The sequence below is a fragment of the Streptomyces sp. HUAS TT11 genome (assembly GCF_051553595.1).
GTDB lineage: Bacteria > Actinomycetota > Actinomycetes > Streptomycetales > Streptomycetaceae > Streptomyces.
In genome coordinates this window covers 8,865,386-8,878,207 of record NZ_CP196184.1, presented here as the reverse complement: position 1 = coordinate 8,878,207, position 12,822 = coordinate 8,865,386, and the positions used below count along the sequence as shown (strand labels likewise).

Annotated in this window: 12 protein-coding genes and 1 pseudogene; 4 read left to right on the top strand and 9 right to left on the bottom strand. The window is 66.5% G+C overall.

Annotated elements, in window-relative coordinates; genetic code table 11:
• Nucleotides 1-340: 340 nt before the first annotated feature.
• A complete protein-coding gene (locus ACSHXN_RS39940; protein ID WP_438305896.1) occupies nucleotides 341-874 on the bottom strand; it encodes a hypothetical protein in 534 nt (177 codons plus the stop codon).
• Nucleotides 875-1,054: 180 nt separating this feature from the next.
• Between ACSHXN_RS39940 and ACSHXN_RS39935 the strand changes: the two genes are divergently transcribed.
• Entirely contained in the window at nucleotides 1,055-1,297 is a 243-nt protein-coding gene (locus tag ACSHXN_RS39935) for a hypothetical protein (RefSeq protein WP_355140402.1), read from the top strand.
• Between the two features lie 9 nt (nucleotides 1,298-1,306).
• On the opposite strand, the gene ACSHXN_RS39930 is transcribed toward ACSHXN_RS39935, so the two are convergent.
• The gene (locus ACSHXN_RS39930) at nucleotides 1,307-1,705 is read right to left on the bottom strand and encodes a YunG family protein (protein WP_355140401.1); all 399 of its coding nucleotides are present in this window, start codon (nucleotides 1,703-1,705) and stop codon (nucleotides 1,307-1,309) included.
• Between the two features lie 305 nt (nucleotides 1,706-2,010).
• Between ACSHXN_RS39930 and ACSHXN_RS39925 the strand changes: the two genes are divergently transcribed.
• The gene (locus ACSHXN_RS39925; protein WP_359460653.1) at nucleotides 2,011-2,343 is read left to right on the top strand and encodes a hypothetical protein; all 333 of its coding nucleotides are present in this window, start codon (nucleotides 2,011-2,013) and stop codon (nucleotides 2,341-2,343) included.
• An 80-nt stretch (nucleotides 2,344-2,423) separates the two neighbouring features.
• Here the strand turns inward: ACSHXN_RS39925 and ACSHXN_RS39920 are convergent, their stop codons facing one another.
• Nucleotides 2,424-2,942: an SMI1/KNR4 family protein gene (locus ACSHXN_RS39920; RefSeq protein ID WP_355140399.1), complete on the bottom strand. Its 519-nt coding sequence runs from the start codon at nucleotides 2,940-2,942 to the stop codon at nucleotides 2,424-2,426.
• Nucleotides 2,943-3,240: 298 nt separating this feature from the next.
• Between ACSHXN_RS39920 and ACSHXN_RS39915 the strand changes: the two are divergent.
• Nucleotides 3,241-3,480 (top strand): annotated as a pseudogene (locus tag ACSHXN_RS39915) (hypothetical protein); the annotation flags it as partial.
• A 5-nt stretch (nucleotides 3,481-3,485) separates the two neighbouring features.
• Here the strand turns inward: ACSHXN_RS39915 and ACSHXN_RS39910 are convergent.
• Nucleotides 3,486-3,986, bottom strand: coding sequence for a GNAT family N-acetyltransferase (locus tag ACSHXN_RS39910; protein WP_355140398.1), 501 nt, complete (start codon nucleotides 3,984-3,986; stop codon nucleotides 3,486-3,488).
• Nucleotides 3,987-4,376: 390 nt separating this feature from the next.
• On the bottom strand, nucleotides 4,377-4,592 hold the full coding sequence (locus ACSHXN_RS39905; RefSeq protein ID WP_355140397.1) for a hypothetical protein: 216 nt from the start codon (nucleotides 4,590-4,592) through the stop codon (nucleotides 4,377-4,379).
• 569 nt (nucleotides 4,593-5,161) lie between these two features.
• Here ACSHXN_RS39905 and ACSHXN_RS39900 point away from each other — a divergent pair.
• The gene (locus tag ACSHXN_RS39900; RefSeq protein ID WP_383358945.1) at nucleotides 5,162-5,899 is read left to right on the top strand and encodes a hypothetical protein; all 738 of its coding nucleotides are present in this window, start codon (nucleotides 5,162-5,164) and stop codon (nucleotides 5,897-5,899) included.
• A 258-nt stretch (nucleotides 5,900-6,157) separates the two neighbouring features.
• On the opposite strand, the gene ACSHXN_RS39895 is transcribed toward ACSHXN_RS39900, so the two are convergent.
• From ACSHXN_RS39895 to ACSHXN_RS39880, 4 genes are all read right to left on the bottom strand, one after another.
• On the bottom strand, nucleotides 6,158-7,180 hold the full coding sequence (locus ACSHXN_RS39895) for an NAD(P)-dependent oxidoreductase (protein ID WP_438305892.1): 1,023 nt from the start codon (nucleotides 7,178-7,180) through the stop codon (nucleotides 6,158-6,160).
• Nucleotides 7,181-7,706: 526 nt separating this feature from the next.
• A complete protein-coding gene (locus ACSHXN_RS39890) occupies nucleotides 7,707-9,662 on the bottom strand; it encodes a multicopper oxidase family protein (protein WP_438305890.1) in 1,956 nt (651 codons plus the stop codon).
• Nucleotides 9,663-10,107: 445 nt separating this feature from the next.
• Complete coding sequence (locus ACSHXN_RS39885) at nucleotides 10,108-10,509, bottom strand: cupin domain-containing protein (RefSeq protein WP_355140393.1); 402 nt, start codon at nucleotides 10,507-10,509, stop codon at nucleotides 10,108-10,110.
• Nucleotides 10,510-11,742: 1,233 nt separating this feature from the next.
• Nucleotides 11,743-12,744 carry a TIGR01777 family oxidoreductase gene (locus tag ACSHXN_RS39880; RefSeq protein ID WP_438305888.1) on the bottom strand — a complete coding sequence of 334 codons (1,002 nt, stop codon included), beginning with the start codon at nucleotides 12,742-12,744 and terminating at the stop codon, nucleotides 11,743-11,745.
• Nucleotides 12,745-12,822: the final 78 nt, after the last annotated feature.

The following is a 12,822-nucleotide window of genomic DNA, read 5'->3' as shown; positions in this document are numbered from 1 at the left end:
CGCCCTACCCCCGAGACGGACGAGGAGCTCGCACCTGGCCCAAAAGCCCATGGCCGGCCCCGCGCCGTAACAGGGTCAGTCCGCCTCCGAGTGCCGGGCCTGCTTCTTCACATCCGCCTCAACAACGTTCCGGGCCACGCCTTCGTCCTTGGCGTACTCGGTGATCGCCGCCTGTACGTCCCGCCCAAGGTCACGCCAGGCACGCCACGCGGTCTCGTACGTACCGGTCTGCTGCTCGCTCCACAGCTCCGCGGTCGGGGACCCGTACGTGTCTCGGAGCTGTTCGACCTGGACCTACGCCTTGGCGGCCGCGCGCTGCTTCTCCACCAGTGACTGCCCGTCAACAGTGGATGCGCAGGCGGACGATCATGACGTCTGGTGCCACAGCGTCCAGGTATGTGTTCGCGAAGTCGGGGGACTTCTGCTCGGACTGAGGGTGGTCGGTGACGTAGAACCACGCTCCGTCCAGGGTGAGCAGGTGTTCCGTGGGGATAACCCACTCGGGCCTCTGCTGCCGGTACGGAGTGAGATGGGCGCGAGAGGGGTCAAGCCTCGCGGCCAGTTGTGCGGCGCGGGTGCGCATGCCCTTCAAGTCGAGCAGGCTGCGTGGGCCTCCGTCGCACTGTCCAGGTGTCCAGCGGCGGGACTCGCCGTGGGCGTCCAGCGGCGCTCGGACGAGACGGGAGTCTCCTTCGTGGCCGGGGAGTACGTCGAACTCCTCACCCGGCCGACCAAGCCACCACTGGTCCCATTCGCCCTGGTAGGGCTCGTGGTCACCGTTGAGGTCGAAGGGGGCCATCGCCTGCTCGATCGCGGCATGAAGGCACTGGTGCGCGTCTGGTGGCAGGCAGACCGTGACCATCTCGAATACCAATGGAGTGCATACCTTTCTTGTCGTGGAGCTGCACTGACCAGCATCGCCCGCCTGCACCACCTCGCCCTCGCCGGTCAGGCAGGCGAGCCCCGCAGCGATCCCACTGCGCTCATCGGCAGGTAGATCTTTATAGGGGACCACTTTTGCAGAGGTTCCGTGCGGGGAAGACGAATTGCCTTCATGACGGCGGTGAACTGCATGCAGTCGTTGCTGTTCCCGCCCGGTGATGACGAAAGCAAGCGGGCGGGAGGGCGTCGCAAACCAGGCGGATTTTACTGGTCAGCCCGCTACGCGACCGTCAAAGATTCCGTCGACCGGTTCGAAGCCCTCACCCCCGCGCCCGATGGCACTGTTGCTGCAATCCTCCGCCTCACCCAGGCCGCCGGCGGACAGGGCGTCGTCCCACTGAACCAGACGGGCTGACCCACCCCCTCAGACGGGCTCAGGAAGGGGACCGAGGTGCTTGGTGACGCGCTCTCGCAGCAGGCGGTACTCCTCCCAGCGGCGGGGCAGAGGCCCCGGCGGGCGCTCGACGACACGGGCAGCCGTAACGGTCTGTCCGCGCTGGAACTGCTCGCGAGTCAGGTCGAGTTCCACACCGCTGGGCAGCCGGTTCCACCAGTGGAAGCCGTGCTGGGACCCGTCGAGGTGCACCTCTCCGACCATGAGATCGCCGCCGAAGACGTCATTGACGACCAAGGCGGTGATGTCGCAGTGTCCCCAGGCAGGGTTGACCGGCTGCCAGTCGGCCTGGTTGTCGGGCGAACACGTGTCGGCGGCCCAACTGGCTCGCAGGGCCTTGTCGAGATCGAGCAGGTTCCAAGGGATCATGCCGCCAGCATCGCAGCCACCACCGACACCGGAGGTGACGCAGGAGCCAGGGTGGCCCGGCCGCCCGACTTCGCACGGGCAGCCGAACAGGGAATGGAGGGCATTCTCCACGACCCCGCTGGGCGGCGCTGCTGTCGTGCAGGAGCTTGGAATTCCGCCGATCCGCTCCTGCCTCGGCCCCGCGCAGGCGACTGCCGGCCAAGCTCCAGGCGGACGAGATGACGTCCAAGGGCGCGAACCTGCCGAGGTTCTCTCTGCCAAGGAGGCTCTGCCAAGCTTCGGTGTTCGAGTCCGAAGGAGGGGACATGGGGATCGAGCTGGAACTGCACTCGGGGCGGCCCGTGCGAAAGGGGTCTTCCCGGGACACGTTGCTGCGAGGGTCCTACCAGCATGGTGAAGCGCTGGCGCGGTCGCTGAGCACGCTCGACCGACACGGATCGGGCAAGCTCGGCTGGGTGGACCCCTATGGCGACACGCTGTTCAACGACCAGGAAGCTCGAGTCGCTCGTCAGGAAGTCGACGTTCTGGTTCGGCAATGCGCTGACACGAAGGAGAAGGCCGCTCTGCTTGACCTTGCCGACCTTCTTGAAGCGTGTGCGGCAACGCCGGGCAGCTATGTGTGGTTTATCGGTGACTAGTGCCACATCAGGAAGCGTTCGCCCCGATGTGACGTCTGAGCTGGTGCTGTGCGCCGGTGGGATGCCGTTCCCGTCAGACGTCAGTCGGGTACGTCTTCGCCATCGAAGTCACCGGCTGCGGTGAGGCCCTCGACGAAGGATCGGAAGTCCGGGGCGAGGGCCAGCTCTTCATTGCGATCAGCGTCGAACCACGTCACCGATGGTTCCCCCTGTCGGCCGGATGCCCGGTAGTCGAGCGCAATCCAGTAGTGCCCGTCGCCAGAGAGAAGCACGGCAGGCGCGGGAAGTCCCCACTCATCGATCAGGTACGGACTGTCCAGCACGGAGACTGTGTGTTCGTGGTCGCCGATGCCCATCAAGTGGTCGAACGGGACGTGATCGGCACTCCAGGAAGTCGGCTGGTCTGTCGGGAAGGCGTTCCGCTCGGCCGCGGACTCGCCTCCGTTCTGAGCGCGCAGCAGGTCAAGGAGCGACGTCGGGAGCGTGACGCCGAGCAATCGCTCGGCGTTGCGCACCGTCTCATCAGTCAGCGGCTGGTGTATGCCGTAGCTGCTGTCGGGCTTCCAGAAAGCAGCCTGCACATCCTCAAAGCGTGCCATGACCGAAATCTTAGGAGCCCTGCGCCGCGTTTCGCCGCCCGGCCCGGGATGGACCGCGACAATGATCACCTGAGCGGACATGTGCAGGTGCGGGAGATTGATGGCAACGGGGGCGACGGTTGCTGTCGATCATCCGGCAGGGGCACCGGATCGGTAGTGCCGTGGCGGCGAGCCCAGATATCGCTGCTGTCCGCCCAGGTCCTGCCCGTGGCGAACATTGCCGAGGTGGTGACGTTCACCGGCACGGACCGGGTCCGGCACCTGTTCGCAGGCTGGGACCTGGGCCAGGACGGACACCCGGGTCGGCGACCGGGCCGCGGTGAACAACGTCGAGTTCGCCTGCACGCCGACCGACGGATCGTGGCTGAACCATATCGGGGCCCAGTTCACCGCCCTGCGCTACTCCGCACTGGACGGCACCGACCACGCCGGCCATAAGGAGCAGGGCAGCTTGTTCCGCCGCTACATCATCTGGCGGAGCGAGCACGCTGCCGACGAACGTCTACGCGAGGTGGTCGCCGGGGCAATCGTTGCCTGATGGCGCTAGCTGTTCGTCAGGTCCTTGGCCATGACCTGTTCCCTGCCCGTGCCATCAGGCAGGAGGTCGCCCGGCACACCGGTGTCCGTGAACCCGTGGCGCTCGTAGAGAGCGGCAGCCCTCTTGTTGTCCGGCATCACGGACAGACGCAGAGACTTGGCACCGCGCTCTGCAGCCCACCGTGCAATCTCCCGGATCAGGCAGTCGCCGACTCCTCTGCCCCGGGCCGCGGGACTGACCCACATCGAGATCAACTCAACGGCGTCCCCTGCCTGCTCGAGCGGAACGCCGCTGGCCATCCCCGCAGGACGACCGTCAACCACCGCAACGACATTGTGTGCACCGGGAATCTCCAGACGGGCACGCCAGCGGTCTTCGCGATCACCAGCTCCCTGCCACTGGGCAAGCGTCGACCCGAACGCGTAGGGCGCCTCCGCGAGGGCTGCCTGACGCAGTTCCCGCCAGATCGGCCAGTCGTCTGATTCCAGAGTGCGCAGTTCAAGCATGACGCAGACCCTGCCGTACTGATGGAAGCAACAGCAACGGGATAACGTCCGATCTTCCTGCCGAACCGGTGCACCTATGCGGTCACAGCATGAGACGGAGGCCGCCCGCATGGCCGGCGTCTCCGCAGGCGAGCAACCTGTGCCTGCGGACGTTGATGGTTCGTGCGCAGGCTCGGCCCTCAGATAACGACCCCGCGCGCATGACCGTGACCCGGCCGCCCGGTGAAAGGGCTTCCGTCGGCCCCGTGTCTGACTCAAGGGACAGCCGACGATGTGCTCCATCGCCTGGCGGTCGTCGACGTCCGCGGGAACAGGGCCAGAACTGCCTGCCATGCCGCCGAGCCCCCTCTGCCCGTACCACTTCAGGAGCGCCAGAAGACGAAGGCCGAGCTATGGACGGTAGTTGTCGCTCATGGTCGGCGAAGAGCCATGCATCGTATTGGCGTTGTAGGACACTCGGTCGTTGTACGCCTGCACCCTCCGCGTTTGCTCGATGAGCAGCCCCTCGGCATTCCGGGTGGTGCCACTACCGCGGCGCATGAGCTTGACGATCAGGGTGACCGCCAGCGCCACCATGAGTCCGAGCAGGACGCCGAGCTCGACCATGAAATCCCCCGTTGTCGCTACGACACTGATCCCTGATGACAGTGAGACCCGGTGGCAGCCCAGGTCAAGGGCCTTGCGGGTGGATGCAGGTCAGATCGCTTGGTCAGTGTCCGGATCGAGCCTATACGCAAGTTTCAGCCGACTGACGCACCCCCGCGTCCGGGCTGTACCTCGAGCGACAGAGCGCCGGCCCCAGGATGGTCGGCATCCACCTGCGCACCCGGCGCGACACGATGCGGGAGGTACTCGCCCGGACCGAGGGTGCGCTGCATGCCGAGGAGCCAATACCCGTGTCGACGATGCGTCTCCGAAGTTCGCACGGCCGGGAGACTCGGCGGGTTTCACGATCGAGTACCGGCCTGATGCGGACGGGCTTACGTTCGAATCGCCGCACCTTGGGGAATGCAAGCCGCGGTCTCTGCCCCACGGCCGGTCAGGCGATAGAGTCGAGAGGTGCGTTGATCTTCTGGGCGGCGGCCATGTGCAGCCGCAGACGGTACCGGGCGCTTCCCATCACAGGAGACGCCCCGACCGGCGTACCCGTCACCACCCCATCGGAGATCCACACCGTGACTGCTCCACAGCCTCTCCCCTACGACGCCTTCGTCGAACTGGCTTCGGCCGATTCAGCGGTAGTCGGCCTCGTCCTCAAGGGCTCCCGGGCCCACGACGGCATGATGACCCGACACTCCGATCACGACCTGTACGTGGTCCTCGCCGACGACGCGACGACCGATCTCACCCGGTTCGCGGGCCACCGCACCCCCCAACTCGACCTCGTCATCGTCTCTCTCACCGAGTTCCGCGCAGCCGGGATGCCGGGGTTTGAACGCTACGCTCTCGCCCGTGCCCAGATCGTGCTCGATCGGCTCGACGGAGGCATCGCCCGGATCCTGGCCGAGAAGGCCCGTCTGGGTGCCGACGAGGCATTCGCAGACTCGAGCGGCTGGCTCGACGCCTACGCCAACTCTCTTTACCGCTCCCTCAAGAACCACCGGGACGGTCAGGCACGTGCCGCTCGCCTCGACGCCGCCGAAAGCGTCCGGTTCCTGCTGGAGCTGCTCTTCGCTCTTGACCATCGCCCCCGCCCGTACAACAAGTACCTGGAGTGGGAACTCGCCCGACACCCACTGCCTGGCTGGGACACCGACGAGCTGCTCCGTGCCGTGGACCGGATCTCGATCTCAGGCGACGTATCCCTGCAGCGGCACCTCTTCGCCCTCGTCGAGGCGACAGCCCGAGAGGCCGGACACGGCGAAGTCCTGGACGCATGGGGCGAGGACCTCGATCTCATGCGACCTCAGTAAAGGGGCCGGAGAATCGCGCCGGCGGCAGCAGGCAGTGCCGACTGTCCCAGACCCAGCTGTTCTCCGGTGGCCAGTCGCCGGTGACGTTTCCAGGCTCGGTTAGAGGCCACCAGACGCCTCGGTTGTTCCTGGCCGCAGCGTCGCAGGGCCTGAGCGTGGAATGCCGCACGCTTGACAGGCACGTCGCAGCGAAGGCCTCAGGGCCTCCTCCCTCTCCCAAGCAGTACCCCCGGCGTTCGTGAACGTCTCACAAGAGACTCACGGACGCGTCGCGGGCATACCGCTCAATACTTCACCGCCGGCACGCTCACCTGCGCGTCTACGCGGTTCGCGCGACCCTTGGACGGTGTGGACGACATTGTGCAAGTCGTCGCCCCGCACATAGCGCTGCAACTGTCTCCGCAGGAAGTTCATGCTCATCCCGGGGAAGGCGTCGGTGAACGCCGCCACATGTGGTGTGATCAGTACGCCGGGCAGATCCCAGAGCGGGTGGCCGGCGGGCAGGGGTTCCGGGTCCGTCACGTCCAGGGCGATGCGCAGCCTGCCCTGGCGTAGCTCATTGACCACGGCGCCGGTGTCCAGGAGTTCGCCGCGGGCGACGTTCACCACCAGGGCCCCGTCCTTCAGAAGCCCCAGGGTGTCCACGCCGAACATACCGCGGGTGTGCTCGGTCAACGGTGCGCACAACACCACCGCGTCGACCGTGGGCAGCAGCTTCGGCAGATCCGTGATCCCGTGCACAAGACCCGTGGGAGCCGTGCGCCTGGTCCGTGCCACGACCACCGTCTCGCACCGGAACGCACTCAGCCGCTCCGCGACGGCCGTGCCCACGGCGCCGTGGCCGACGACCATGACCCGCTTGCCGATCAGGGTGGATCGGTACTCGGGGAGCCACTGCCGCGCGCCCTGCCGGTGCACGAACTGGTCGATGCCACGGGAGAGCGCGAGCAGGAGCGTGACGGCCAACTCGGCGGTCGCCTCACCATGAACCCCTCGAGCGGTCGCCAGCGTCGTGCCGGGCGGCATCAGGTCCAGCACCGGCTTCATGTAGTCATAGCCGGAGCTCAGCAGCTGGACGACCTCCAGACGTCGCATCCGCGGAAGCACACGCCCCAGGGCACGCTCTGCGCCCGGCACCGGTGGTCCCACCAGGAAGCGAACCTCCCCCGGGTCGCCGGGCAGCGTGGTGGAACCGTCCCAGTGGCCGTAGGAAAGGGCGTCCGGCAGCCCGCGTATCTCCTCCTGGTGATACGGGAGCCACACGGCCATGCCGTCCTGCATCGTGCATCAACTTCTTCCGGTTCTTGCCGTGCCGAACCGGCCGGCGCCCCGGGCGCCGCTGCCCGCCCAGCAGTCGTACCTCTGCACACTGTCCTGCCCGTGCGTCGAAACACGCCGGGCCACCGCGGCCGAACACCATGGCCGCCTCGGCCGTGGCCCTGCCGTATTCACTACGTGCACGTGCGCGTCACCCGCGCGGGTTCAGGTGAAGGTCGTCACACGGGCTCGGGGAACCCGACGGACACGTGAATCGGAACGGCCGTGAAAGCGCCTCGGTCCGTGTCGGCCCTCGGCTGCGTCAGCGCAGCGGGGCGACCACCGGTGGCCCGAACCCGCATACACGGTTCCGGGCCACTGGTCCTCAACCGGTCCTGGACACTCCGCCGACGTCAGGGTTCATTCCACCGTCCCTGACCGCGGCGGGACGTCCGTGACGCTCTGCAAGGCGGAACGCCCGCCCGGTTCTGGACCGCCGGGCGTCCTTGCCACTCCTGAACCCGAGACCGGCTTCGCGTTCCGTCCGGCGCTACATGGTCATTCCGCTCATGTCGCCGGTGTCGCCGCTCATCCCCATCTGCATGCTGTGAATCTCGTGCACGGCCGACGGCATGATCACGAAGGGGCGCATCATGCCCTCGTCCTCGTGGTCGAGGAGGTGGCAGTGGTACATCACCTTGCCGGTCTGCCGTGCGAGTCGGCCGGCGACCGTGACGAGGGTGTTCGCGTTGACGGTGATGGTGTCCTTCCAGCCGGACTCCTCGGGTGCAACGGGCACCCTGTCTCCGGTGGTGATGGGCTTCTTGGTGCCCTGAGCCGCGTAGTCCATACCGCTGCTGTCGATCGCACGCCGGTCCACGACCTGGAAGTTCATCAGGTGTATGTGCATCGGGTGGTAGATGGGCACCTCGGGCGGCGCGATGTTGATGAAAGTCCACTTCTCCCAGGTGTCGGCGGCCGCGAAGAACCTGGTGGTGTCCTCGAACATCATGCCCGTGCGCCGGAGTGTCTTCGTCCCGCCGGGCAGGTCGATCTTGACGATGCCCACCCCGGGTTCGGTCTTCTCGGGGACCTCTTGCATCTCCCAGAGCTGCGGCATGCCACCGGTCTTGTCCATGGTGAGCACGACGAACCGCTCGACGGCACCCTTGGGGACGTCTTCCGGACGCAGCTTCCGGAAACCGGATGACAACGTTGTCGGAAGCTTGTAGGGCGCATTCCGCTCCCGTGCGACGCGGAACTGCATCACCTCGGGGAAGGGAACGGCGAAGTCCGGAAGGGCGGCGCCGGGGGTCTGGCCCGCAACGGTGTTGACGAGCTTGAGCCGCTTGCCCGGAAAGGCGGCGAAATCGATCACGATGTCGGCGCGTTCCGCCGGGGAGAGCGACAGCGCCTCGTCGATGGCCTCGGGAGCGCCGAGGAGGCCCAGGTCGGTGCCGATGAGCTTGATGGCGCCACGCACCACCTTGCCGGTCTCCTCGTCGAGTACGACCAAGCGGTAGATGCGGGACGGGGACGTGTTCACCAGGCGGAAGCGATACGCGCGGGCCTTCACCTCCAGATGCGGCCACACCACACCGTTGACCATGGTGAACGGGGCGAGGCTCCCGGCCGCCGGCGGGAGCATCCCCGGCATCGGGTCGGTGAAGGCGATGCGCTTGGCAAGAATCTGTCCGTTGAGGCGTCCCCGGTCGTCGGTGTCGAAATTGACTTCCTGGATCGCCAGCGGAATCTCATAACGACCACTCGGGAGATCGAGGCCGTTCTCCTCCTCGTCGCGGACGATGCAGTGGCCCATCAGCCCTGCCTGCACGTTCAACGAGGTGACCGACATGGCGTGATCATGGTAGAAGAGGTGCGCGGCTGCCATGTCGTTGGCGTATTCCGCCAGTTGTGCGTTCCCGGGTGTCACCCCGTAGTCCGTCGCACCGTCGCTCAGGGCGTTCTGATGACCACCGTGCACATGGACCGTCGTCCAGGCGGTCAGCTTGTCGATCTCGGGGCGTGCGATCGCCCCCTCGGATCCCGGACGGTTGTAGGGCAGCAGACCGGGCCCCGGCCCTTCGGGGTGCACCCAGACCGCCTTGACGGGAATGGCGCCCTTCAACTTGTTGGTCCAGGCGATACGCGCACGCTGTCCCTGGCGCATCTCGAGGGTCGGACCCGGGTAGTGGCCCGCGTAGGTCCACAGACGGGTCCGCGGCATCTGGGAGTGCAGACGGATCCGGGACTCGACCAGTCCCACCTCCGTGACGCCTCTGTTGCCGGGACGCAGCGTGGGAGGGATGCGCAGCGGGTCCTTGAACGGTGTGAGTTCGGTGGCCTCCGGCGAGTTCACGCCGTCGAGCTCGGCGTTGGCGCCGCCGGACATCTCACCGGCGCCGTCGAGTGTCTCGCTGGCCTCGGCGCTTCCCTCGTAGAGGCCGGTCAGGCCGTAGACGCCCGCGCCGGCCACGGCGGCCCCGGCGGCAGTGCCGCCGGCCATGCCGAGGAAAGTCCGTCTGGAGTGCTTCATAGTGGTTGTTCCCGTGATCAAGGTGGTTGTCGTTTGTCCCCGCTTCGGGTCCGGCGCGTAGGAATTCAGGCCGATGTTCCCATCGCGGCAAGGCGATTGAGCAACCTGAAAGGGACGCTTCCTGGACCCGGCGGTGGTGGTCGCAGCCGCCGCGTCGTGCGGCACGGCACATGCGCTGCTTTCGCTGGCTGCGACACTTACAACCCGGCATGGGTGACCGGTTCATTGATACAGCGCGGCACTCGGATGGAACGCACGGCTGAATGGACGTCGGCGATCACGGCTGGTGGGTGATCGGTACGTCAGGAGAGAGGCTTGGGGCCGAGACCGTCGGCGTATGTGTTCCGGCTCCGCCCGCATGTTCCGCGGGTCGAGCCGTTCTTGGTCCCGGCAAGTCGGTCCGTCGAGAAGGTGACTACTTCTCGGTGTGAAGGGTGTTCTCCAACTGCTGGAACACATCCATGAGTCGGGGAGTGAAGTGGTCGACTTCGCAGTCGCACGGATGCCGGTCGTGGTGTGGGCGTTCGCAGTCCTCGAGGTTCGCTCCCTGCCCGCCACCGGGGTTGAAGAGACAGGCCAACTTGGCGGCACGAGAGGTGACGTTGACGAATCGATGGCGCACACCGCGCGGCACATGGACCAGGTCGCCGGGGAGGACCGTGCAGGCCCTGTCGCCGTCGAGGAACTCAAGCTCCCCCTCGAGCAGATAGAAGGCCTGATCATGGTGGGGGTGGATGTGCGCAGCCGCTCCTTCTCCCGGAGGCACACCGACCACCACGAATCCCAGCGCCTCGTCCGCGTAGACGTCTCCGGACATCCAGCTCGCCGAGGTTCCGTCGGAGAACCCGTACAGCGTCTGACGCGCACGACGGTCTTGTGACGCCGACAACAAGACGTACACCCCTCTTGGAGATCAGTGGTTGGCTGAGCAGGGATCGCCCACGCCCGCAGCGGCTCGGCTCATCAGAAATCCGCGCGTATACACAGACGGAACCAAGGTCGGAGGACGGCGATGACGGTCTCTCAAGCAAGGCCGGGAGCAGGCTGATCGGATGAAGAAACCGGCGGCCGCTACTCTGCGCACCTGAGAAATATGCTCTTCGCATCGCAAGCACCATGTAATTGCTGAGTCAATTAAATGGGCCGGCTGTTGTTCTGTCAAGTCGGCCGAATCACCGGCTGCCGCAATCGAATGATTTATGAACTGGGAAACAAGAATCATCCAACGTTCCGCCGGACGCCTCGCGATTCTCGATCAACCCGCCCGTCAACCGAGCCGGTACCCCGAAGTTGCCACGGAATTCGCCAAGGCAGTCATGAGACGCCGTCGAAAGTCAGAGGGTCGGCGAAGTCAGGCCTTGCATACGGCCACCCGTCCGAGGCTGCGCAAAAGAGCCGACCATCCGTTGCAGGCCCACGTCGTGGATGCCTTGTCCGGCTGGAGTGTGTGGCGAACGCGTCGAGGCGGCTGTTGCAGCGAGTGATGACGACGGAGTCGGCGTGCTCCCGCCGACTTCGAACGTCTTGCAGGCGGACATCCCCACCACTCCGCACAGGACGAGGAGAACTGCCGCAGAGACACGCCTCAGTGGTTTGCGTGCGATGGCGGCGCGGGGGGCCATGCCGGGAGAGAGCGAGGTCATATCTCCAACACGGATCGCGTGGCCGAAAAGGTTCATTGTCATCGCCATCCGGGCGGACTCCGCCGTGGAGGAACAGCCGGTGGGCCCGCAAACGTGTTCCCGACAGGGCTGCTCGCACGTCACGGACCATCCCGCCGCAGGTGGCGAGCGGCCCAGCCCTCTCAGCCGGGACACGTTTTCGCCGGGGCGTTTGGTTCACGTCTCTTTTGATGGCGGTCCGTCGCCGGACGGCGCCACGAACGCTCCGCACACGGCACCGATGAGTCGGCCGTGGCCGAGCTGCGGCCCCCGGCAAGGAGACCGGTTACAGGGCCGAGGACGATCCGCTCGGCACATGGCACGACGGACCACGGCCGTGCCGTACCGGCCGACCGAGCCCGGAAGGGGAGGAGGAAGGCCCCCGACGTTCACGAGCGGGTTTTTTGCTGCTCCGCTCCCCTTCCGCTGTGGCCCGGCCGCCGGACCGAGCGAGTGGATCGGACCCGACCGACGAGGTCGGCGACCGCCTTATCCCATTCGGGATACGCGAAGGTGAACCCGGCCGCGCGCAGCCGACCCGGGACCACTCGGCGGCTCTTGAGCAACAACTCGGTGTCCGAGCGCAGTGCGAACGCCCCGAGCTCCGCCATCCACCGTGTCGCCGGCAACCCGACAGGAACGCCCCAGGCAGCACGAAGGGCCCTCATGAACTCCCGCTGAGGAAGAGGCCGCGGCGAGGCCAGGTTGACCGGACCATCGAGGTCCTCCCGGGCGATCAGGAACTCCACCGCACGTACGAAGTCCTCGTCATGGATCCAGGACACGTACTGCGCGCCGCCCGCAACCGGTCCGCCCAGCCCCAGTCGCGCCAGCTTCAGCAGTACGTCGAAGACCCCGCCGTGATCGGGGCTCATGACCATCGCCGCGCGCAGCGCGACCTTCCGTGTCGCCGGCGTCCACGCCTCGGCCTGCGCCTGCTCCCAGTTCTTCGCGATCTCGACGCTGTAGGCCCAGTAGTCGGGCACCCGGGCCTCCGAACCGCCGATCACCCCCGTCGCCTCGTCATGTGCGGCGTCGAAGCGATGGGCGTAGATCGTTGCGGTACTCATCTGCAGCCAGAGACGAGGTGGTCGCGCGGCCGCGGCGATCGCCTTGCCGATCACCCGTGCCGAGTCCACTCGGGAATCCATCATGGCCCGCAGGTTCTCGTCGGTGTAACGGCAGGACACGCTGCGTCCGGCCAGGTTGATCACGACGTCGGAGCCGTCGATCACCTCGGCCCAGGGGCCGAGGGTGGCCCCGTCCCAGGCGATGTCACGCTCGCGTTGCGGATCCCTGGTCAGCACGGCGACCTCATGGCCTGCCGAGGTCAGCGCACGGTCCAGGATCGTGCCCACCTGTCCGGTACCACCGGGCAGCACTACCTTCATCGAGCCCCCTCAACTTCGGTGGACACAAGAGTAGACCTTGGATTTGAACGTGTTCAAACGAGGGCCCGGCAATGCCTT

Coding starts and splice junctions, on each gene's coding strand:
- ACSHXN_RS39905 (WP_355140397.1), bottom strand. CDS start 4,592: ATGGTCGAGCTCGGCGTCCTGCTCGGACTCATGGTGGCGCTGGCGGTC.
- ACSHXN_RS39920 (WP_355140399.1), bottom strand. CDS start 2,942: ATGGCACGCTTTGAGGATGTGCAGGCTGCTTTCTGGAAGCCCGACAGC.
- ACSHXN_RS39925 (WP_359460653.1), top strand. CDS start 2,011: ATGGGGATCGAGCTGGAACTGCACTCGGGGCGGCCCGTGCGAAAGGGG.
- ACSHXN_RS39890 (WP_438305890.1), bottom strand. CDS start 9,662: ATGGCCGGCGGCACTGCCGCCGGGGCCGCCGTGGCCGGCGCGGGCGTC.
- ACSHXN_RS39910 (WP_355140398.1), bottom strand. CDS start 3,986: ATGCTTGAACTGCGCACTCTGGAATCAGACGACTGGCCGATCTGGCGG.
- ACSHXN_RS39885 (WP_355140393.1), bottom strand. CDS start 10,509: ATGTCCGGAGACGTCTACGCGGACGAGGCGCTGGGATTCGTGGTGGTC.
- ACSHXN_RS39930 (WP_355140401.1), bottom strand. CDS start 1,705: ATGATCCCTTGGAACCTGCTCGATCTCGACAAGGCCCTGCGAGCCAGT.
- ACSHXN_RS39880 (WP_438305888.1), bottom strand. CDS start 12,744: ATGAAGGTAGTGCTGCCCGGTGGTACCGGACAGGTGGGCACGATCCTG.
- ACSHXN_RS39935 (WP_355140402.1), top strand. CDS start 1,055: ATGACGGCGGTGAACTGCATGCAGTCGTTGCTGTTCCCGCCCGGTGAT.
- ACSHXN_RS39895 (WP_438305892.1), bottom strand. CDS start 7,180: ATGCAGGACGGCATGGCCGTGTGGCTCCCGTATCACCAGGAGGAGATA.